This window comes from Pseudomonas sp. C2B4 (assembly GCF_013359695.1).
GTDB lineage: Bacteria > Pseudomonadota > Gammaproteobacteria > Pseudomonadales > Pseudomonadaceae > Aquipseudomonas.
In genome coordinates this window covers 1-18,070 of sequence record NZ_JABFMU010000004.1, presented here as the reverse complement: position 1 = coordinate 18,070, position 18,070 = coordinate 1, and the positions used below count along the sequence as shown (strand labels likewise).

The 18,070-nt window shown below is 58.5% G+C and carries 19 protein-coding genes and 1 pseudogene; 10 read left to right on the top strand and 10 right to left on the bottom strand.

What is annotated here, in order from left to right; all coding sequences use genetic code 11:
* Window positions 1–103 precede the first annotated feature (103 nt).
* From HNQ83_RS04355 to HNQ83_RS04345, 3 genes are all read right to left on the bottom strand, one after another.
* Window positions 104–958: a shikimate dehydrogenase gene (locus HNQ83_RS04355; protein WP_175387843.1), complete on the bottom strand. Its 855-nt coding sequence runs from the start codon at window positions 956–958 to the stop codon at window positions 104–106.
* Between the two features lie 5 nt (window positions 959–963).
* On the bottom strand, window positions 964–1,404 hold the full coding sequence (aroQ, locus tag HNQ83_RS04350) for a type II 3-dehydroquinate dehydratase (RefSeq protein WP_175387842.1): 441 nt from the start codon (window positions 1,402–1,404) through the stop codon (window positions 964–966).
* A gap of 139 nt (window positions 1,405–1,543) precedes the next feature.
* Complete coding sequence (locus tag HNQ83_RS04345; protein ID WP_175387841.1) at window positions 1,544–2,455, bottom strand: LysR family transcriptional regulator; 912 nt, start codon at window positions 2,453–2,455, stop codon at window positions 1,544–1,546.
* Between the two features lie 120 nt (window positions 2,456–2,575).
* On the opposite strand from HNQ83_RS04345, the gene HNQ83_RS04340 reads away from it, so the two are divergent.
* Window positions 2,576–2,782, top strand: coding sequence for a 4-oxalocrotonate tautomerase family protein (locus HNQ83_RS04340; RefSeq protein WP_034148192.1), 207 nt, complete (start codon window positions 2,576–2,578; stop codon window positions 2,780–2,782).
* Between the two features lie 59 nt (window positions 2,783–2,841).
* On the opposite strand, the gene trmA is transcribed toward HNQ83_RS04340, so the two are convergent.
* Together trmA and HNQ83_RS04330 are read right to left on the bottom strand one after the other, a co-directional pair.
* On the bottom strand, window positions 2,842–3,921 hold the full coding sequence (gene trmA / locus HNQ83_RS04335; RefSeq protein WP_175387840.1) for a tRNA (uridine(54)-C5)-methyltransferase TrmA: 1,080 nt from the start codon (window positions 3,919–3,921) through the stop codon (window positions 2,842–2,844).
* Window positions 3,918–5,213: an NCS2 family permease gene (locus HNQ83_RS04330; protein ID WP_175387839.1), complete on the bottom strand. Its 1,296-nt coding sequence runs from the start codon at window positions 5,211–5,213 to the stop codon at window positions 3,918–3,920. The genes trmA and HNQ83_RS04330 overlap by 4 nt, the downstream gene beginning before the upstream one ends.
* A 232-nt stretch (window positions 5,214–5,445) precedes the next feature.
* Here HNQ83_RS04330 and HNQ83_RS04325 point away from each other — a divergent pair, with 232 nt between their 5' ends.
* Complete coding sequence (locus HNQ83_RS04325) at window positions 5,446–5,883, top strand: DUF4879 domain-containing protein (RefSeq protein ID WP_175387838.1); 438 nt, start codon at window positions 5,446–5,448, stop codon at window positions 5,881–5,883.
* A 67-nt stretch (window positions 5,884–5,950) separates the two neighbouring features.
* Window positions 5,951–6,502 carry a DJ-1 family glyoxalase III gene (locus tag HNQ83_RS04320; RefSeq protein ID WP_175387837.1) on the top strand — a complete coding sequence of 184 codons (552 nt, stop codon included), beginning with the start codon at window positions 5,951–5,953 and terminating at the stop codon, window positions 6,500–6,502.
* Window positions 6,503–6,507: 5 nt separating this feature from the next.
* On the opposite strand, the gene HNQ83_RS04315 is transcribed toward HNQ83_RS04320, so the two are convergent.
* Window positions 6,508–7,749: an MFS transporter gene (locus tag HNQ83_RS04315; protein ID WP_175387836.1), complete on the bottom strand. Its 1,242-nt coding sequence runs from the start codon at window positions 7,747–7,749 to the stop codon at window positions 6,508–6,510.
* A 481-nt stretch (window positions 7,750–8,230) separates the two neighbouring features.
* Here HNQ83_RS04315 and HNQ83_RS04310 point away from each other — a divergent pair, with 481 nt between their 5' ends.
* The 3 genes from HNQ83_RS04310 (at window position 8,231) to HNQ83_RS04300 (ending at window position 10,927) form a co-directional block, all read left to right on the top strand.
* Entirely contained in the window at window positions 8,231–9,667 is a 1,437-nt protein-coding gene (locus HNQ83_RS04310; RefSeq protein WP_175387835.1) for a cytochrome ubiquinol oxidase subunit I, read from the top strand.
* A 3-nt stretch (window positions 9,668–9,670) separates the two neighbouring features.
* Window positions 9,671–10,678 (top strand): cytochrome d ubiquinol oxidase subunit II, encoded by a 1,008-nt coding sequence (gene cydB / locus HNQ83_RS04305; RefSeq protein ID WP_175387834.1) that lies wholly within the window; start codon window positions 9,671–9,673, stop codon window positions 10,676–10,678.
* Window positions 10,679–10,759: 81 nt separating this feature from the next.
* Entirely contained in the window at window positions 10,760–10,927 is a 168-nt protein-coding gene (locus HNQ83_RS04300; protein WP_175387833.1) for a DUF2474 domain-containing protein, read from the top strand.
* Between the two features lie 73 nt (window positions 10,928–11,000).
* Here the strand turns inward: HNQ83_RS04300 and HNQ83_RS04295 are convergent, their stop codons facing one another.
* Both HNQ83_RS04295 and HNQ83_RS04290 read right to left on the bottom strand, forming a co-directional pair.
* Window positions 11,001–12,125 carry a methyltransferase gene (locus tag HNQ83_RS04295; protein WP_175387832.1) on the bottom strand — a complete coding sequence of 375 codons (1,125 nt, stop codon included), beginning with the start codon at window positions 12,123–12,125 and terminating at the stop codon, window positions 11,001–11,003.
* Between the two features lie 162 nt (window positions 12,126–12,287).
* A complete protein-coding gene (locus HNQ83_RS04290; protein ID WP_175388008.1) occupies window positions 12,288–13,019 on the bottom strand; it encodes a LuxR family transcriptional regulator in 732 nt (243 codons plus the stop codon).
* Window positions 13,020–13,355: 336 nt separating this feature from the next.
* Here HNQ83_RS04290 and HNQ83_RS04285 point away from each other — a divergent pair, with 336 nt between their 5' ends.
* Entirely contained in the window at window positions 13,356–14,132 is a 777-nt protein-coding gene (locus HNQ83_RS04285; protein ID WP_175387831.1) for a ferredoxin--NADP reductase, read from the top strand.
* Window positions 14,133–14,174: 42 nt separating this feature from the next.
* Here the strand turns inward: HNQ83_RS04285 and mscL are convergent, their stop codons facing one another.
* The gene (gene mscL / locus HNQ83_RS04280; RefSeq protein WP_175387830.1) at window positions 14,175–14,588 is read right to left on the bottom strand and encodes a large-conductance mechanosensitive channel protein MscL; all 414 of its coding nucleotides are present in this window, start codon (window positions 14,586–14,588) and stop codon (window positions 14,175–14,177) included.
* Window positions 14,589–14,929: 341 nt separating this feature from the next.
* Between mscL and HNQ83_RS04275 the strand changes: the two are divergent.
* Together HNQ83_RS04275 and radA are read left to right on the top strand one after the other, a co-directional pair.
* Window positions 14,930–15,614: pseudogene (locus HNQ83_RS04275) on the top strand (catalase); the annotation flags it as partial.
* Window positions 15,615–15,687: 73 nt separating this feature from the next.
* Window positions 15,688–17,055, top strand: a complete 1,368-nt coding sequence (radA, locus tag HNQ83_RS04270; RefSeq protein WP_175387829.1) for a DNA repair protein RadA — start codon at window positions 15,688–15,690, stop codon at window positions 17,053–17,055.
* Between the two features lie 131 nt (window positions 17,056–17,186).
* Here radA and HNQ83_RS04265 read toward each other — a convergent pair whose 3' ends face one another.
* Window positions 17,187–17,555: a PilZ domain-containing protein gene (locus tag HNQ83_RS04265; RefSeq protein ID WP_175387828.1), complete on the bottom strand. Its 369-nt coding sequence runs from the start codon at window positions 17,553–17,555 to the stop codon at window positions 17,187–17,189.
* Window positions 17,556–17,712: 157 nt separating this feature from the next.
* On the opposite strand from HNQ83_RS04265, the gene HNQ83_RS04260 reads away from it, so the two are divergent.
* The coding region (locus HNQ83_RS04260; RefSeq protein ID WP_306154748.1) for a carbon starvation CstA family protein at window positions 17,713–18,070 on the top strand (358 nt) is incomplete at its 3' end.

Below are 18,070 nucleotides of genomic sequence, written 5' to 3'. Positions count from 1 at the left end.
CGCAGCACTCACAAAATACTGGATTGTTTCCAACATTTTGGGGCCGCTACGCCGCCCAGCGCGAGCAAGCTCGCTCGCCACAAAAGCATCTCAATCTTGACCTTCAGACATTCATGCTCTGAAAGTGCGCCAGCATCCGCTGCGCATCCGGCACCACACCACTGAACAATTCGAACGCCTTCACCGCCTGGAACACCGCCATGTTGCCGCCATCCAGCGTCCGGCAACCCAGGGCGCGGGCATTGCGCAGCAGTTCGGTTTCCAGTGGGAAATAAACAATCTCCGCCACCCACAGCTCGGAGCGCAGCAATTCGACCGGCACCGGCATTCCCGGCAGTTTTTTCATGCCCATCGGCGTGGTATTCACCAGGCCGTCAGCCTCGGCCAGGGTCAGCGTCAAATCATGCCCGGCCACCGCACGGCCGCTGCCGAAGTGTTGGTTGAGGTTGTCGGCCAGGCTCTGGGCACGGCTGATTTCCATATCGAAGATGCTCAATTGCTGTACGCCTTCGCTCAACAACGCGTGAGCGACCGCCGCGCCAGCGCCACCGGCGCCCATTTGCACAACACGCTCGAGGGCAACGCCTTTCAAGCCTCGGCGAAAGCCTTCGGCAAACCCAAGGCAGTCGGTGTTGTGGCCAATGCGTTTACCGTCCTTGAGCACCACGGTGTTGACCGCGCCAATACCGCGGGCTTCCGGCGACAGTTCGTCGAGCAGCGGGATGATTGCCTGCTTGCACGGGAAGGTGATGTTCAGTCCGGTGAAATTCATGCGCTCGGCGGCCATCAACAGGTCGGGCAGGGCATTGCTGTCGAGTTGCAGTTGATCGAGGTCGATCAGGCGATAGAGGTAGCGCAAACCCTGGGCATCGCCTTCATGCTCGTGCAGCGCCGGTGTGCGCGAAGCCTGGATGCCAGCGCCGATCAGTCCAGCCAATACCGTCAGGTTCTGATTCACGATGTTCACCCTCTCAAACGTTGACTGAAATGTGCCAGCGCCAGGCGATAACCATGGCTGCCAAACCCGGCCATCACGGCAGTGGCAATGGCTGACACGAAGGAGTGATGGCGAAATGGCTCGCGCGCGTGGACGTTGGACAGGTGGACTTCGATCACCGGCAGCTCGCTGGCAACCAGCGCATCGCGGATCGCCACCGAAGTATGGGTCCAGGCGGCGGGGTTGATCACGATCCCGGCACAACGGCCACGTGCACCGTGAATCCAGTCAAGCAGTTCGCCTTCGTGGTTGGTCTGGCGAAATTCCACTGCCAGGCCGAACTCTTCAGCGGAACGGCCGCACAGATCTGAAATGTCGGCCAGGGTTTCATGGCCATAAGTTGCCGGTTCGCGGGTACCAAGCAGGTTCAGATTCGGGCCGTTGAGCACCAGAATGATGGGGGACATCGAGGTTTCTCCACTTATTATTTTTGGCATTGGCCGAGGATCTCAGCCTGTGGAGATAAATTGTACTAACTGGTTACTTTGGTCAATTGAAGAGCTGCCCGGCTGGCTTTTTGTGTGCGGTGATCGGACGCTAATGAGATCAGCGTGGCAAGTGCTCCATCAGGAAATCGATAAATGCCCGCACTTTCAGCGGCATATGGCGATTTTGCGGGTACAGCAAGGTAAACGGTCGTGAACGTCCACCATAGGGCTTGAGCACTTCCACCAACGAGCCATCGGCCAGCTCTTTTTCGACGATAAAGCGATAGGTCTGAAACAGGCCCGCACCATGTTTTGCCAGCGTCACGCCACCCAGCACGTCGTCGGAACAGCTTAAGTTGCCCTCCGCCAGAATCTCGCGCTGCACGCCGTCGTCATTGAACAACCAGGCGATGCGCCGACCGCTGCTGGGCAATTCGTACTGAATGCATTCGTGCTGTTGCAGGTCGTCGAGGGTTTGCGGGGTACCGGCGCGTTTGAGGTATTCGGGGCTGGCGATCATCACCAACGCGGCGTCTTCCAGTTGCCGGGCGATCAGGCCGGAGTCGGGAATCGCCCGCACGCGAATCGCCATGTCATAGCCTTCGCCAACGAAATCGATGTTGCGATTACTGATGTGCGACTCGACCTTCACCGCCGGAAAGCGCGCCCGAAAGGCCGGCAGCAGTGGCAGTATCCGGTGATGGGCATAGGTGGTCGGGATACTGATACGCAGGGTCCCGGACGGCACTTGCTGCTGGCCCATGACTTCGCGCTGGGCTTCCACCAGTTGTGCCAAGGCCTGGCGGCATTCCTCGTAGTAGCGGCGACCACTGTCGGTCAGATTGACGCTGCGGGTGGTGCGCGCAAACAGTCGCACGCCCAGACGCTCTTCCATGCGCGACACCGAGCGACTCACCGCAGCCGGCGTGACACCCGCCACCAACGCTGCCGCCGTGAAGCTGCCGGCCTCGGCGGCCAGGCAAAACAGCTCGATGCTGCCCAATTGAAGATCGTCGAATTGTCGCTGCATGATTGATTACACCGGGGATCAAATGAAGTGTGTGAATCAGTATTTATCAGATGCCTGCACACAGATACAGTGAGCTTCAGTTGGTCAGCCTTTCTTAATCAGTCGAGCAGGAGAAGCAGCATGCCTTTTGTCAGCGTACGCATTACCCGTGATGGCGTGACCCGTGAGCAGAAAGCCCAGGTCATCGCCGAAATCACCGAGACCCTGCAACGCGTCCTCGGCAAGCCGCCGGAGCTGACCCACATCGTGATCGAGGAAATCGACACCGATAACTGGGGGTATAAGGGCATTACCACGACTGAGTTTCGGAAAAATCAGCCAGGGTGATTGGCCGAAAACAAAAAAGCCGTCTAAACGACGGCTTTTTTTGTGGCTGACATGTGCAATCAACGCCGGGTCAACAACACCCCGGACTCCATATGATGCGTCCACGGGAACTGGTCGAACATCGCGCATTGGGTAATGCGGTGCGTGTCGCGCAGTTGGGCGATGTTAGCCGCCAGGGTCTCCGGGTTGCAGGAGATGTAGAGGATGTTGTCGAAGCGGCGGGTCAGTTCGCAGGTGTCCGGGTCCATGCCGGCGCGCGGCGGGTCGACGAAGACGCTACCGAACTCGTAGCTTTTCAGGTCGATGCCGTGCAGGCGACGGAACGGCCGCACTTCGTTCAGGGCTTCGGTCAGCTCCTCGGCGGACAGGCGCACCAGGGTGACGTTATCCACGGCGTTTTCGCTGAGGTTGCTCAACGCTGCGTTGACCGAGGTCTTGCTGATTTCGGTGGCCAATACCTTGCGCACGCGGGTAGCGAGCGGCAGGGTGAAGTTGCCGTTGCCGCAATACAGCTCCAGCAAGTCGTCGGAACGATCGCCCAGTGCGTCGTACGCCCAGTTGAGCATCTTCTGGTTCACGGTGCCGTTGGGCTGGGTGAACGCGCCTTCGGGCTGGCGGTAGCTGAAGGTCCGACCGCCGACGTCAAGCTTCTCGACCACGTAATCGTGACCGATGACTTCGCGCTTGCCTTTGGAGCGGCCGATGATGCTGACGTTCAAATCGGCGGCCAGTTTCGTGGCCGCCGCGTGCCAGTGCTCGTCCAGCGGGCGGTGATAGCACAGCGTGATCATTGCATCGCCGGCCAGGGTGGTCAGGAACTCCACCTGAAACAACTTGTGGCTCAGGGCCGAACTGGCTTGCCACGCCGCTTTGAGCTGCGGCATCAACTGGTTGATGCGCAGGCTGGCAATCGGGAATTCTTCGATCAGGATCGGCGTGCGTTTGTCTTCCTGGGAAAACATTGCGTAGTGGCGCTCGCCGGCTTCACGCCACAGGCGGAATTCGGCGCGCAGGCGGAAATTCTGCAGCGGCGAGTCGAAGACAGCCGGCTCCGGGGCATCGAACGGCGCCAACAGGTCACGCAGACGCGTGACCTTGTCTTCGAGCTGAACGGCGTAGGCCTGGGAATCAAATGTCATGCGTTGAACCAACCCAGCTTGATCACGAACAGAATCGACAGAATCACCAGCGCCGGATTCAGCTCACGGCCGCGACCGGACATCAACTTGATGGCGGTCCAGGCAATGAAACCGAAAGCGATGCCGTTGGCGATGGAATAGGTGAATGGCATGGCCAGGGCGGTGATCACCACCGGCGCGGCAACCGTAATGTCGTCCCAGTCTATTTCGGCCAGGCCGGAAGTCATCAGCACGGCGACGAACAGCAGTGCCGGCGCGGTGGCGAAGGCTGGAACGCTGGCGGCCAGTGGCGAGAAGAACAGCGCCAGCAGGAACAGGATCGCCACGACAATGGCCGTCAGGCCGGTACGGCCACCGGCACTCACGCCGGCAGCGGATTCGATGTAGCTGGTGGTGGTCGAGGTGCCCAGCAGGGAACCGGCCATCGCGGCGGTACTGTCGGCGATCAGGGCGCGGCCCATTTTCGGCATGTGGCCGTCCTTGCCCATCAGGCCGGCACGCTTGGCGACGCCGATCAGGGTGCCGGAGTTGTCGAACAGATCGACGAACAGGAAGGCGAAAATCACGCTGACCAGACCGATGTCCAGCGCGCCCTTGATATCCAGTTGCAGGAAGGTTGGCGCCAGCGACGGTGGCATCGACATCACGCCGCCGAACGGGGTGAAGCCCATCACGATCGAAACGATGGTGACCACCAGAATGCCGATCAGCACCGCGCCGCGCACGGCGAGCGCTTCCAGGGCAACGATCAGGGCAAAGCCGAGGGTGGCGAGGATCGGTGCCGGTTGTTTCAGGTCACCGAGTCCGACCATGGTCGCCGGGTTGCTGACCACGATACCTGCGTTGTGCAGGGCAATCAGCGCCAGGAACAGGCCGATGCCGGCGGCAATTGCCGAGCGCAACGGTAGCGGGATGCTGTTGATGATCCATTCACGGATGCGGAAGATCGACAGCAGGAAGAAGCACACGGCCGAAATGAACACCGCCCCCAGTGCCACTTGCCAGGTGTGGCCCATGTGCAGGACCACGGTGTAGGTAAAGAAGGCGTTCAGACCCATGCCCGGTGCGAGGGCGATCGGATAGTTGGCGATCAGGCCCATGGTCGTGGAGCCGATCGCGGCTGCCAGACAGGTAGCGACAAACACCGCGCCCTTGTCCATGCCAGTCTCGCCGAGGATGCTCGGGTTGACGAACAGAATGTAGGCCATGGCCAAAAAGGTCGTAACGCCCGCCAGAATCTCGGTGCGTACGTTAGTGTTGTGTGCCTTGAGTTGAAACAGCCTTTCCAGCATGTCTGCTCCCCGTGGCGCGCCCGGCGCCGTGAATGTATCGACCTCAACAGCAAAGCACAGACCGCTGCAGGCGCCTGGGAATTTTCTGTGGTCGGAAAAAGCCGCGCATCATACCAGCAGCACAGGGTTATGGCTGCTTATGGCGGTGATCGTCGTCGATGTTTTGCGTTCAGCCCGAACCCGCCATACTGCGCGCTGGTTTTCGGGGTGATTCGTTTTGGGTGGAGGGTGCATGAAAAAGTGTTTGTTGATCTTGATGGCCATGCTTCTGGGCGCACAAACCGCCTCGGCGGCCTCGGCACCGCCATTGACCCAGGTGAAAGTGCTCAAGGTCGAGTCGCCGGGCTGCGGTTTTGAGACGATTGACGAAGGACAGGCGCAGACGCGCTGCAATCACAGTGGCCCGAACATCAGGATCTACGTACTCGAAGTGGGTTACGGACGTAGCCAGCCCCATGTCGCGCTCGATGGCTTCGACGTCAACGGAACCCGCACGCCGGTCTGCGCCTACGATAACGGTAACCTGACCGATTGCGCCGCCGGTCGAAAAACCGTCGGCAATTTGTACGTTTTCGATCTGGCCGGCAAACAGGAAGGCACGTTCACCTTCAGCAACACCTCCATCAATGCACCGGGCAATACGATGTCGACTCAGCTTTACATCAAGTAAAGATGGCCCTCGAACAAGGGTAAGGAAAGCTGACTACGCTTTAAGGATCATTCCGTGGATTACACCCATGACCTTTAGAGCTTTGATTACCCTCGCCGAGGGCATTGATGACCTGCAAGCCGTCACCCTGATCGATGTGTTGCGCCGCGCCAAGGTGGAAGTGGTGGTGGCCAGCATCGAAGGTCGGCGCATGCTCACCTGCGCCCGCGGTACTCGCCTGACCTCCGATGCGATGCTGGTGGACTTGCTGGCCCAGCCCTTCGATCTGATCGCCCTGCCCGGCGGTGCCGTGGGGGCGCAGCATCTGGCGGCCCATCAACCCTTGCAACAACTGATCAAGGACCAGGCCACAGCCGGTCGCCTGTTTGCAGGTATCGCCGAGGCCCCGGCGCTGGCGCTGCAAACCTTCGGGGTGCTGCGTCAGCGGCGCATGACCTGCCTGCCTTCTGCCAGTCATCAACTGTCAGGCTGCAACTTTATCGATCAACCGGTTGTAGTCGACGGTAACTGCATCACCGCCCAAGGCTCGGGCGCCGCACTGGCATTTGCCCTGGCGCTGGTGGAACAGCTGTGCGGCAAGGCTACGCGGGCGGCGGTGGCGGGGGAGTTGGTTGTCTAGCTTCTTCAGACCTTCGCCTCTTCTTCGACCGGCACATGCATCCGATCGCGTTGGGCCAGGGTCGGGAACAGTTTGATCCAGGTCCCGGTCACCACGAGCGTACCGATACCGCCCATGACCACCGCCGGCACGGTGCCGAACCAGTGAGCGGTCAGGCCGGATTCGAATTCGCCCAACTGGTTCGAGGCGCCGATGAACAGGCCGTTCACCGCGCTGACACGGCCACGCATTTCGTCCGGGGTTTCCAGCTGCACGAAAGAGGCGCGGATCACCATGCTGATCATGTCTGCCGCGCCCAGCACCACCAGCACCGCCAGTGAGAACCAGAACGAGGTCGACAGGCCGAAGGCGATGGTCGCCACACCAAACACGCCTACGGCGGTGAACATCACCCGTCCCACATTGCGCTCCACGGCAAACCTCGCCAGGAACAGTGACATCAGCAATGCACCCACCGCCGGTGCCGAGCGCAGCAGGCCCAGGCCCCACGGACCGGTGAGCAGAATGTCCTTGGCGAACACCGGCAACAGCGCTGTCGCGCCGCCGAGCAGGACCGCGAACAGGTCCAGGGAAATCGCCCCGAGAATGTCCGGGCGACTGCGGATGAAGCGGATGCCCGCCAACAATGAATCCAGGGTGGCCTTGCCTTTGTTCAGCGGCGTTTGCCGAGCGGGCAGATTGAGCATCAGCGTGCAGGCGATGATGTAGAGGATGACCGTCGGGCCATAGACCCACACGCTGCCGAATGCATAGAGCAGTCCGCCGAGTGCCGGGGCGACAATGGTCGCCGATTGCTGGGCCGATTGCGCAGCCGCCACAGCCCGGGGAAACAGACCGCTTGGCACGATGCTTGGCAGCAAGGCCTGGGTGGTTGGCATCTCGAAAGAGCGGGCGGCACCGAGCAGGAAGGCGAGTATGAAAATCATCTCCCGGGTGACATGGTCGGTCGCGCTGCCAATGGCCAGCGACAGGGCGATCAACGCTTGCAAAGACTGACAGATTGCCGCGACCTTGCGCCGGTCATAGCGGTCTGCCACGTGCCCGGTGTGCAACATGAACAGCACACGCGGGGCGAACTCCACCAAACCGACCAGGCCAAGATCGAGCACGTTGCCGGTCAATTGATAGAGGTTCCAGCCAATGGCCACGGTGAGCATCTGGAAGCCGCTGGCGGTAAAAACCCGCGCCAGCCAAAACGCAAGGAAAGGACGGTGGTGACGTAACAGCAAAGGCTCTTGGCTGGGCATTTGAAGGCAAATCTGGAGGAGGGGAAGGGCGAGATTATCATCAACCTGTAACAGGAAGTTGCAGGTGCAAAAAATTAATTAGCAAGACATCGATCCCCGTACCGTGACAAATCCCGTGGGAGCGAGCCTGCTCGCGAAAGCGGACTGACATTCACAGTGATGTTGACTGATCCACCGCCTTCGCGAGCAGGCTCGCTCCCACAAGGAGATATGTTTCTGCCTGTTACCCCACCCATGAGGCAACTTGTCACGCGGCAAAAGACCACGCGGTTCAACCCCGCAAATGGGACTACTCTTTCAACGTTGCTTGATCCAGATCAAAACCCTCAGGGGAACTGATCCGACGGCCGCAAGGCCAGACTCCCTGCGTCGCGATGCGTGTAAAAAAAGAACAAATAGAGATTCGCCACACTCCATACCCGTGGGGGCCGTGGGTGCAGGCTTCCAGCCCGCAGCCGTATTACCTGACAGAGGAAGACTTATGTTCGGTTTAGAGGCACTTGATCTCGCCCGAATTCAGTTCGCGTTCACCATCTCGTTCCACATCCTGTTCCCTGCCATCACCATCGGTCTGGCGAGCTACCTGGCGGTACTCGAAGGCTTGTGGCTGAAAACCCACAACGATACCTACCGTGACCTCTACCACTTCTGGTCGAAGATCTTTGCCGTCAACTTCGGCATGGGCGTGGTGTCGGGGCTGGTCATGGCTTATCAGTTCGGTACCAACTGGAGTCGTTTCTCTGACTTCGCCGGATCGGTCACGGGGCCGTTGCTCACGTATGAAGTGCTGACGGCGTTCTTCCTTGAAGCCGGTTTCCTCGGCGTCATGCTGTTTGGCTGGAACAAGGTCGGACGTGGCCTGCACTTCTTCGCCACGGTCATGGTGGCCATCGGCACCCTGATCTCGACCTTCTGGATTCTCGCCTCCAATAGCTGGATGCAGACGCCACAGGGCTTTGAGATCGTCAACGGCCAGGTGATTCCGACCGACTGGCTGGCGGTGATCTTCAACCCTTCGTTCCCCTACCGGCTGATGCACATGGCCACGGCGGCATTCGTTGCGACGGCGTTCTTCGTCGGCTCCTCCGCGGCCTGGCACTTGCTGCGCGGCAAGGACAACCCGGCCATCCGCAAGATGCTCTCGATGGCGATGTGGATGGCATTGATCGTGGCGCCGATTCAGGCAGTCATCGGCGACTTCCACGGCCTCAACACGCTGGAACATCAGCCGGCGAAAATCGCCGCCATTGAAGGCCACTGGGAAAACCACGGTAATGAGGCGACTCCGCTGATCCTGTTCGGCTGGCCGGACATGAAAGAGGAAAAAACTAAATTCGCGGTCGAGATTCCCTACCTGGGCAGCCTGATCCTGACCCACTCCCTGGACAAGCAGGTGCCGGCGCTCAAGGAGTTCCCGCCTGAGGATCGGCCGAATTCGACCATCGTGTTCTGGTCGTTCCGGATCATGGTCGGCCTGGGCTTCCTGATGATCTTCACGGGTCTGTGGAGCCTGTGGCTGCGCAAGCGCGACACCCTCTACACATCGCGTCCGTTCCTGTACCTGGCCTTGTGGATGGGGCCGTCCGGTTTGATCGCGATCCTTGCCGGCTGGTTCACCACTGAAATCGGCCGCCAGCCGTGGGTGGTTTACGGTCTGATGCGCACGGCGGATGCGTCCTCCAACCACAGTGTCATGCAGATGAGCATCACCCTGATCCTGTTTGTCGTGGTGTATTTCGCGCTGTTCGGCGCCGGCCTGGGCTACATGATGCGCCTGGTGCGCAAGGGGCCGAAGATCGACGAAGGCAAGGAAACCAACGACGGAGGACCCGGCCAGAAACGCACGCCGGCACGTCCGCTGTCCGCAGCCGATGACGCGCACGCTGAGGCTGACGTCAGCCTGACCAAGGAGATTTGAATCATGGGTATTGATCTTCCGCTGATCTGGGCCGTGATCATCATCTTCGGCATCATGATGTACGTGGTCATGGATGGTTTCGACCTCGGTATTGGCATCCTCTTCCCGTTCATTCCCGGCAAGAGCGATCGCGATGTGATGATGAACACGGTGGCCCCGGTCTGGGACGGCAACGAAACCTGGCTGGTCCTGGGCGGCGCGGCATTGTTTGGCGCCTTCCCTTTGGCCTATTCGGTGGTGCTCTCGGCGCTGTACCTGCCGTTGATCCTGATGCTGATCGGATTGATTTTCCGCGGCGTGGCGTTCGAGTTCCGGTTCAAAGCCAGGGACAACAAGCGTCACCTCTGGGACAAGGCATTCATTGGCGGGTCCATCACGGCAACGTTCTTCCAGGGCGTGGCGCTTGGCGCATTCATCGATGGCCTGCCGGTGGTCGATCGTCAGTTCGCGGGTGGCTCACTGGATTGGCTGACGCCCTTCACGATGTTCTGCGGTGCCGCGTTGGTGGTGGCCTATGCGTTGCTGGGTTGCACCTGGCTGATCATGAAAACCGAAGGCAAGTTGCAGGAACAGATGCATGACCTGGCGCGACCATTGGCATTCGTGCTGTTGGCGGTGATCGGTATTGTCAGTATCTGGACGCCGCTGGCCCACGCCGAAATCGCCGCACGCTGGTTCACCTTGCCCAACCTGTTCTGGTTCCTGCCCGTGCCGATTCTGGTGCTGGTGACCCTATACGGTCTGATCCGCGCGGTGGCGCGCAATGCGCACTACACGCCATTCCTGCTGACGCTGGTGCTGATTTTCCTGGGTTACAGCGGCTTGGGGATCAGCTTGTGGCCGAACATCGTGCCGCCGTCGATCTCGATCTGGGACGCTGCCGCACCGCCGCAGAGCCAGGGCTTCATGCTGGTGGGCACGCTGTTCATCATCCCGTTCATCCTGGGCTACACCTTCTGGAGCTACTACGTGTTCCGCGGCAAGGTTACCCACGAAGACGGTTATCACTAGTCTGCGTCGCAAATCCATGTGGGAGCGAGCTTGCTCGCGATGGCGTCTACACAGGCGCCATCTTTCTCGGAGTATCAAGCAATGACCAACAAACATTCCCTGCACGACATTCAAGAAGCCGAAAAAAAGCCGCTGTGGCAGCGGCTTGGCTGGTTGGCCTTGATCTGGGTTGGCAGCGTCGGTGCACTGTTCATCGTGGCCAGCCTGATGCGTATGTTCATGAGCGCCGCGGGCCTGAGCACCCACTGAAACCGGATACCCCATTCTGTCGCCTTCGGGCGCGGACTTATGACCCTCCCCGTGGAGGTTTTTTTTTGCCCTGTTATTTACGGGCCTTGAGAATCACGAATTTCGGCGTGGCCGCAACTTGCTCGACACCGCGGAACAAACGCGCCAGTTTGCTGTGATAACCCAGGTGTCGGTTGCCGACAATGTACAACGCACCGCCCACCACCAGTGCTTCCCGGGCTTGCTGGAACATCCGCCAGGCCAGGAAGTCGCCGACGACCTGTTGCTGGTGAAACGGTGGGTTGCAGAGCACGACGTCCAGCGACTGGGGTTCCTGTCCGGCCAGGCCATCACCGGCCCGCACGATGACCTCACGCTCGCCCAGCGCTGCACGCCAGTTCTCGCCGGCCGATTGCACCGCCATGAACGATTCGTCCACTAACGTGTAATGGGCATCAGGGTTTTGCAGGGCGCTGGCGATGGCCAGCACGCCGTTGCCGCATCCGAGATCGGCAACCCGTGCCGTGCCCAGGTTTTTCGGCAGGTGCGGCAAAAACGCCCGAGTGCCGATGTCCAGGCCTTCTCGGCAGAAGACGTTGGCGTGGTTGAGCAATTCGATGGCCGGGGTATCGAGTCGATAACGCGTCGGGTAGGGCGAGGTGACCGGCGCTTTGGCTTCAGCGGTGGCAATCAGCAAGCGGGCCTTTTTCACCGCCAGCGACGCTTGTACCGGGCCAATGTAGCGCTCCAGCAGATCACCCGCGGCCCGTGGCAAATGTTTGATCATCGCACCGGCGATCACTTGGGCGCCGGGAGCCAATTGGCCTTGCAAGCGGATCAGTTGTTCTTCCAGCAGCGCCAGTGTCTTGGGCACCCGTATCAGCACCCGGTCAAACGGGCCTGGCGCGGTTTCACTGGCCGGAACGGTCGGCACTGAGTCAAACGGCTGCCCATTACGCGCCAGGTTTTTTTCCAGCCCCTGAAACGCCAGGAACGAATCGCCACTGCTGGTCACCTTGACCTTGCCTGCCAGACTGGCAGCCAACGCGCCGAAACTGTCGTTCAGCACCAATATCCGCGTGTCGACCGTCGGTTGCTGCTCGGCCAGATGGTTGAGCAGGTACTCGTCCGCCGCATCAAAAGCTTGCAGCGGTTCGTTCTGCTGTTCGGGTTGGCGGATCAGGTCGAGGCTGGCGAAAGGTGTTTCGAGCAAAGGCATGGGGCGGGGCTCTGGGTAATCAACGGGGATCGCGCCCAGGCACAACTTGGCGGGCGTGGGCCGTCCGAGTGGACTGCGTCGTGGAAAACTCACACGTCATCACTCAGGAGGGACCGCGAATGGTACGTTTTTTTGTGCCGGATTACTCGCAGGTTTTTTGGCTCAGCGCACTGTGTCGCTATTGAGATAGCCGGCCTTCACGGCGGCAATGCCAGCCGAAACCTTGTTATTGACTCCAAGTTTGCGGATGGCTTCTTGAACATGGAAATTGATAGTGCGGGCACTGAGATTGAGAATCCGGGCGCTCTCGTAGGCGGTTTTGCCGGCTGCAGCCAGCTTCAGCACGTCGATTTCCCGTGGCGATAAATGTGTGGCAGACAATTTGACCGGTTCCTTGGGCAAAGTCCGAATGACCAGATTGTGCAGGTGATGCCCGATGAACAGGGCGAAGCCGAAATATTCATACAGCTCCCATGCACTGACTGGGCAATGGCTTCTGGCCAGACTCAGGATGCTGCAGAAACCGCTTTGCTCGTCATGAACGGCTTGTGACCATCCATGTTGCAATCCTTGCTGCTCAAGGGACTCCCATATCCATGGGACATTGCAGAAAAGTTCTTCGCTCCAAAGAATAGGCAGCCTGGATTGATTGCAATGTGCTACTACTGGATCAATGAAACCAAACCGCTTTTTTTCGTATTCGGTGTTCCAGTCTTTTGGATAATTGTTGAAACGAACAGTGTGAAAGTTTTCGGTTTTTGTTGGGCAAGTTGTTGAAAAAGCGAAAAATTTAAACCCGATATTATTCGCGAATCGCAGCGACATTTGATAGGCGGTCTCTGGTTCGGTAGTTAATGATAATTGTTGTAGTTGTAACTCCTTCCACCTTTCCATCATGAGGCTCCACAGTCCTGATAGCTTGATGTTGCATCTTGGATCCAGAGGATCTGCGCGAGGTGGATTGTAGGATGTTTCTTATGCATGCGTTGAGAATTTTTAGATTTACTAAAAGCTGTTGGGAAAGTTTGTGGTTCTAACAGTAGTGCATAACAAAACTGCCCGAATTAAATGTCACTGTTAATCCAATAGGGTTGTGTTGTTTTTAACTGGGTAGTTAATGTTGATTAAGGTCAATGAGAATTAGATTGTTTGTCAAAGACACTACAAAGCGTCGGTGTTTATGCTGCCCGCTTTGCGAGACACTGAAGCTATCTGTGAATGGAGCCCACCATGACTGCCAGTGAAGAGAAATTTACTCGCCAGACGTTGCTCGATGTCCAGCCTTTGACCCCGAGCCTGTTCACCTTGCGCGCCACCAGGGACCCGGGCTTTCGATTCCGTGCCGGTCAATTTGCTCGGTTGGGTGTGCTCAAGGCGGATGGCAGCACCGTCTGGCGTGCCTATTCCATGGTTTCGTCTCCCTTTGACGAGTTTCTAGAGTTCTTTTCCATCGTTGTGCCGGGAGGCGAGTTCACCAGCGAACTGAGCCGGTTGGGTGTAGGCGATACCTTATTGGTCGACCGCCAGGCGTTCGGTTATCTGACGCTCGATCGATTTGTAGACGGGCGTGATCTATGGTTGTTATCCACCGGCACGGGCCTGGCGCCGTTTTTGTCGATTCTTCAGGACTTCGAGGTCTGGGAGAAGTTCGAGCGAATCATCCTGGTCTACAGCGTGCGCGAATCCCGGGAGCTGGCCTATCAAGAGCTGATAGCGGGGCTGACACAGCGCGATTATCTGGTGGAATTCGCGCACAAGTTGCAGTTGATCAACACCGTGACGCGCGAAGAGCATCCCGGCGCCCTGAGCGGACGGATTACCACGCTGATCGAAAATGGCGAATTGGAACAGGCGGCCGGAGTGCCGCTGACACCCGAGCATTCGCGAGTGATGTTGTGCGGCAACCCGCAAATGATCGATGACACGCGAAAATTGCTTAAGCAGCGTGACATGCACTTGAGCCTGAGCCGTCGACCCGGTCAGGTGGCGGTGGAAAACTTCTGGTGAAAACGGCGTCAGGCAGGAGCGAGCAAGCTCGCTCCTATAGGTTCAAGGCCGATTGTTCTGGGCCTTGAGCAGATCGCGGATCTCACCCAGCAACTCTTCTTCCTTGGTTGGAACCGGTGGCAGGGTAGGGGCGGCAGCCTCTTCGCGCTTCAGGCGGTTGATGGCCTTGACGCCCATGAAGATGGCGAAGGCAACGATCACGAAGTCGATCATGCTCTGGATGAACTTACCGTACGCCAGCACCACCGCCGGGGCCTCGCCCTGTGCGGCTTTCAGCGTAATGGCCAGGTCACTGAAGTCCACCCCACCGATCAACAGCCCGATCGGAGGCATGACCACGTCACCAACGAACGATGTAACGATCTTGCCGAAAGCGGCGCCGATAATGATACCGACGGCCATGTCGACCACATTGCCTTTGACCGCGAAGGCCTTGAACTCGTTAAGCACGCCCATAGGTTATTTCCTTGTTACAGATGAGATTGTGAAGGCAGTGTAAGTCAGCAACACGCATTCTGCTCGGTACAACTGCAGAGATGGCCTGCCTGTCGCCTGGAGTGTTCACTGGCGGAAAAATTACAAATGGCGATGATCCGTTTGTGCTTTGACTGCTCTGGATCAGGCATTACAGCATTTTTGCCGATCGTCCCCGTTTAGCATTTTCATTTGGATTTCGGGTTGCCATTCTCTAGCCGCTGTCGGGCGCACCTGGATGCGCTTTGTAAAATCAGAGGACAATCCTGCGGCAACTCCCTCAGGTCTCGGGGGCCTTTCCCCTGCGCCGCACCTTGGCCGTTTTGGTTCATGTGTTCAGGTCTGACCCGTGCACCAACCTTGACGACGACTTCCGTCGATTCGATTTCTTCTCCCGCGTGCCGGAAGCGACCCGGACACTGATCGAGCTGTATTTCAACTCCGGAACGCCAACCAGCTATCAGGAGATGGCAATGGTGTTCACGCTTACAAGTTGGTCAATGCCAAGGCCAATGTTAATTAGGTGAAGCTTCACTGGAAAAGTTTGCCAGGAGTCAAAAACCTCGATCCAAAAGGTGTCGCTAGAGTTCAGGGTCAAGACTACAGTCATATGACTAATGACTTGGTGAGGCATATTAATAATGGTGGCTTCCCTAAGTGGGATTTGTACATTCAGATTCTAGGTCTTCAAGATTTGTACAAGTTTTATTTCGATTCCATTAGATGTAACAAAGATCTGCTGTGTATTTTGGGGCGAAAAGTTGGACAAATAGTGTTGAGCCGAAATCCAGCCAATGTGTTCCAGGTAATCGGGATCGTTTGTTGTAAAGGCCAGTGTTTTCATACACCGATACTCAGATGTATCGCTTCGGGGCCAATGCACTGCAGCTTCCAATCAATGCGCCAAAAGTTGCCGTGAATAACGGTAATCAAGAGAGTGTCTTGAACAGTGGTGCCAGCAGCACGGCCGTGAACTATCAGGCAAGCCATCTGCGGCCTCGCGAAAAGTGAAATCCGCAACGCGGTGCCGCGCTGATCCGGGCTGTCTGAGCTATCATCGCGGTTTTTGCCGGGGGTTCAGATGGCCAAGGCCAAGCGCATGTATGGCTGCACCGAGTGCGGCTCAACCTTCCCGAAATGGGCCGGCCAGTGCGGCGAATGCGGCGCCTGGAACACGTTGACCGAAACCATGGTGGAAAGCGGCGGGGCCGCGGCACCCACCGGGCGCACCGGTTGGGCCGGACAACAGGCGCAGATCAAGACCCTGGCCGAAGTCAGCGTCGAAGAGATCCCGCGCTTTTCCACCGCCTCCAGCGAGCTGGATCGGGTACTGGGGGGCGGCCTTGTCGACGGATCGGTGGTGCTGATCGGCGGCGATCCCGGCATCGGCAAATCGACCATTTTGTTGCAAACCTTGTGCAATCTCGCCAAGACCATGCCGGCCCTGTACGTCACGGGTGAGGAGTCCCAGCAGCAAGTGGCCATGCGCGCCCGGCGCCTGGGCTTGCCTCAGGATCAGCTGCGGGTCATGACCGAAACCTGCATCGAGACCATCATCGCCACGGCCCGGCAGGAAAAACCCAAGGTCATGGTGATCGATTCGATCCAGACCATTTTCACCGAGCAGCTGCAATCGGCGCCGGGTGGTGTTTCCCAGGTGCGCGAGAGTGCGGCATTGCTGGTGCGCTATGCCAAGCAGAGCGGTACGGCGATTTTCCTGGTCGGCCATGTAACCAAGGAAGGCGCGCTGGCCGGCCCCCGCGTGCTGGAACACATGGTCGATACAGTTCTGTATTTCGAAGGCGAGTCCGATGGGCGCCTGCGTTTGCTGCGGGCGGTGAAAAACCGTTTCGGTGCGGTCAACGAACTGGGCGTGTTCGGCATGACCGACAAGGGACTGAAAGAGGTCTCCAATCCTTCTGCGATTTTCCTTACACGTGCCCAGGAAGAAGTCCCGGGCAGTGTGGTCATGGCGACGTGGGAAGGCACCCGACCGATGCTGGTGGAAGTGCAGGCGCTGGTGGATGACAGCCATCTGGCCAACCCGCGCCGGGTGACGCTGGGTCTGGACCAGAACCGCCTGGCCATGTTGCTGGCGGTGTTGCACCGTCACGGCGGTATTCCGACCCACGATCAGGATGTGTTTCTCAACGTGGTCGGCGGCGTAAAAGTGCTGGAAACGGCCTCTGATCTGGCCTTGATGGCGGCGGTCATGTCCAGTTTGCGCAACCGGCCGTTGCCCCATGATCTGCTGGTATTCGGTGAAGTCGGTTTGTCCGGTGAGGTGCGCCCGGTGCCAAGCGGTCAGGAGCGATTGAAAGAAGCGGCCAAGCATGGCTTCAAGCGAGCCATCGTGCCGAAAGGCAATGCGCCGAAGGAAGCGCCGCCGGGGCTGCAGATCATTGCTGTCACCCGCCTGGAGCAGGCCTTGGACGCATTGTTCGAGTAGTGACTGAAGAAACACGGACCCTGTGGGAGCGAGCCTGCTCGCGAAGGCGGCCTGACATTCAACATTGATGTTGGCTGCAACACCGCTTTCGCGAGCAGGCTCGCTCCCACATTGAGATTGATATCAGGTCGTCAGACTTCGATCAGCGCACCCAACTCCCGCTCAAGCTCCTGCGGATCACCCAGATTGAATTCAATCAGCCGGCGCAGGCGCTCAATCGACTCCAGGCTGATGTGCCGGCAGACAAACCCGAGCTGACCGTTATCTTCATGGGTCAATTGCACATCCATTTCGATGTCGATGTCTTCGCTCAGGTGAATGTCGACAAAAAAATCCTCTTGTGGATTGCCCAGCCACGGCTCAGGGCGCTCGATCAGCAAGCCCTTGAGCGACAGATCGATCAGCTTCACCGGCCAGATGTACTCTCCCTGGCTCAGCTCGGTTTTGGCATCGAACGCAATACGTTTGAAGCGGCGGCGATCGGCAGGGTGTTCGCTCATGGCGCTATCCTCTAGATGTTCGCTGACTATAGACCCGCATTGTTAGAACCTGCCAGCCAGGACAGCGCTCTAGACCAACGTTGGGGTATGGCCTTTGCCGTCAGGAGAGCTAAACTCGGTTGGCTGTCTTTCTGTCCACTCTGGCTGGAATAATAAAATGAAAAATAATAATAGCCCGCTACGCCACATACCCTGGCTGGTGCTGGCAATCGTTGGAGCGTGCGCCCTGGGTGTAGTGGCATTGCGCCGAGGTGAGGCGATCAACGCCTTGTGGATCGTGGTCGCTGCCGTGGCCATTTATCTGGTCGCGTACCGTTACTACAGCCTGTTCATCGCTAACAATGTGATGCAGCTCGACCCGCGACGGGCCACCCCCGCCGTGCTCAACAACGATGGTCTGGACTACGTTCCAACCAACAAACACATTCTCTTCGGACACCACTTCGCGGCCATCGCCGGTGCGGGGCCTTTGGTTGGCCCGGTCCTGGCGGCGCAAATGGGTTACCTGCCCGGCA

What these genes read in the sequence shown, in the direction of transcription:
- aroQ (WP_175387842.1), bottom strand. Translation starts at nt 1,404, where the DNA reads ATGTCCCCCATCATTCTGGTGCTCAACGGCCCGAATCTGAACCTGCTT.
- HNQ83_RS04345 (WP_175387841.1), bottom strand. Translation starts at nt 2,455, where the DNA reads ATGCAGCGACAATTCGACGATCTTCAATTGGGCAGCATCGAGCTGTTT.
- HNQ83_RS04340 (WP_034148192.1), top strand. Translation starts at nt 2,576, where the DNA reads ATGCCTTTTGTCAGCGTACGCATTACCCGTGATGGCGTGACCCGTGAG.
- trmA (WP_175387840.1), bottom strand. Translation starts at nt 3,921, where the DNA reads ATGACATTTGATTCCCAGGCCTACGCCGTTCAGCTCGAAGACAAGGTC.
- HNQ83_RS04330 (WP_175387839.1), bottom strand. Translation starts at nt 5,213, where the DNA reads ATGCTGGAAAGGCTGTTTCAACTCAAGGCACACAACACTAACGTACGC.
- HNQ83_RS04325 (WP_175387838.1), top strand. Translation starts at nt 5,446, where the DNA reads ATGAAAAAGTGTTTGTTGATCTTGATGGCCATGCTTCTGGGCGCACAA.
- HNQ83_RS04320 (WP_175387837.1), top strand. Translation starts at nt 5,951, where the DNA reads ATGACCTTTAGAGCTTTGATTACCCTCGCCGAGGGCATTGATGACCTG.
- HNQ83_RS04315 (WP_175387836.1), bottom strand. Translation starts at nt 7,749, where the DNA reads ATGCCCAGCCAAGAGCCTTTGCTGTTACGTCACCACCGTCCTTTCCTT.
- HNQ83_RS04310 (WP_175387835.1), top strand. Translation starts at nt 8,231, where the DNA reads ATGTTCGGTTTAGAGGCACTTGATCTCGCCCGAATTCAGTTCGCGTTC.
- cydB (WP_175387834.1), top strand. Translation starts at nt 9,671, where the DNA reads ATGGGTATTGATCTTCCGCTGATCTGGGCCGTGATCATCATCTTCGGC.
- HNQ83_RS04300 (WP_175387833.1), top strand. Translation starts at nt 10,760, where the DNA reads ATGACCAACAAACATTCCCTGCACGACATTCAAGAAGCCGAAAAAAAG.
- HNQ83_RS04295 (WP_175387832.1), bottom strand. Translation starts at nt 12,125, where the DNA reads ATGCCTTTGCTCGAAACACCTTTCGCCAGCCTCGACCTGATCCGCCAA.
- HNQ83_RS04290 (WP_175388008.1), bottom strand. Translation starts at nt 13,019, where the DNA reads ATGGAAAGGTGGAAGGAGTTACAACTACAACAATTATCATTAACTACC.
- HNQ83_RS04285 (WP_175387831.1), top strand. Translation starts at nt 13,356, where the DNA reads ATGACTGCCAGTGAAGAGAAATTTACTCGCCAGACGTTGCTCGATGTC.
- mscL (WP_175387830.1), bottom strand. Translation starts at nt 14,588, where the DNA reads ATGGGCGTGCTTAACGAGTTCAAGGCCTTCGCGGTCAAAGGCAATGTG.
- radA (WP_175387829.1), top strand. Translation starts at nt 15,688, where the DNA reads ATGGCCAAGGCCAAGCGCATGTATGGCTGCACCGAGTGCGGCTCAACC.
- HNQ83_RS04265 (WP_175387828.1), bottom strand. Translation starts at nt 17,555, where the DNA reads ATGAGCGAACACCCTGCCGATCGCCGCCGCTTCAAACGTATTGCGTTC.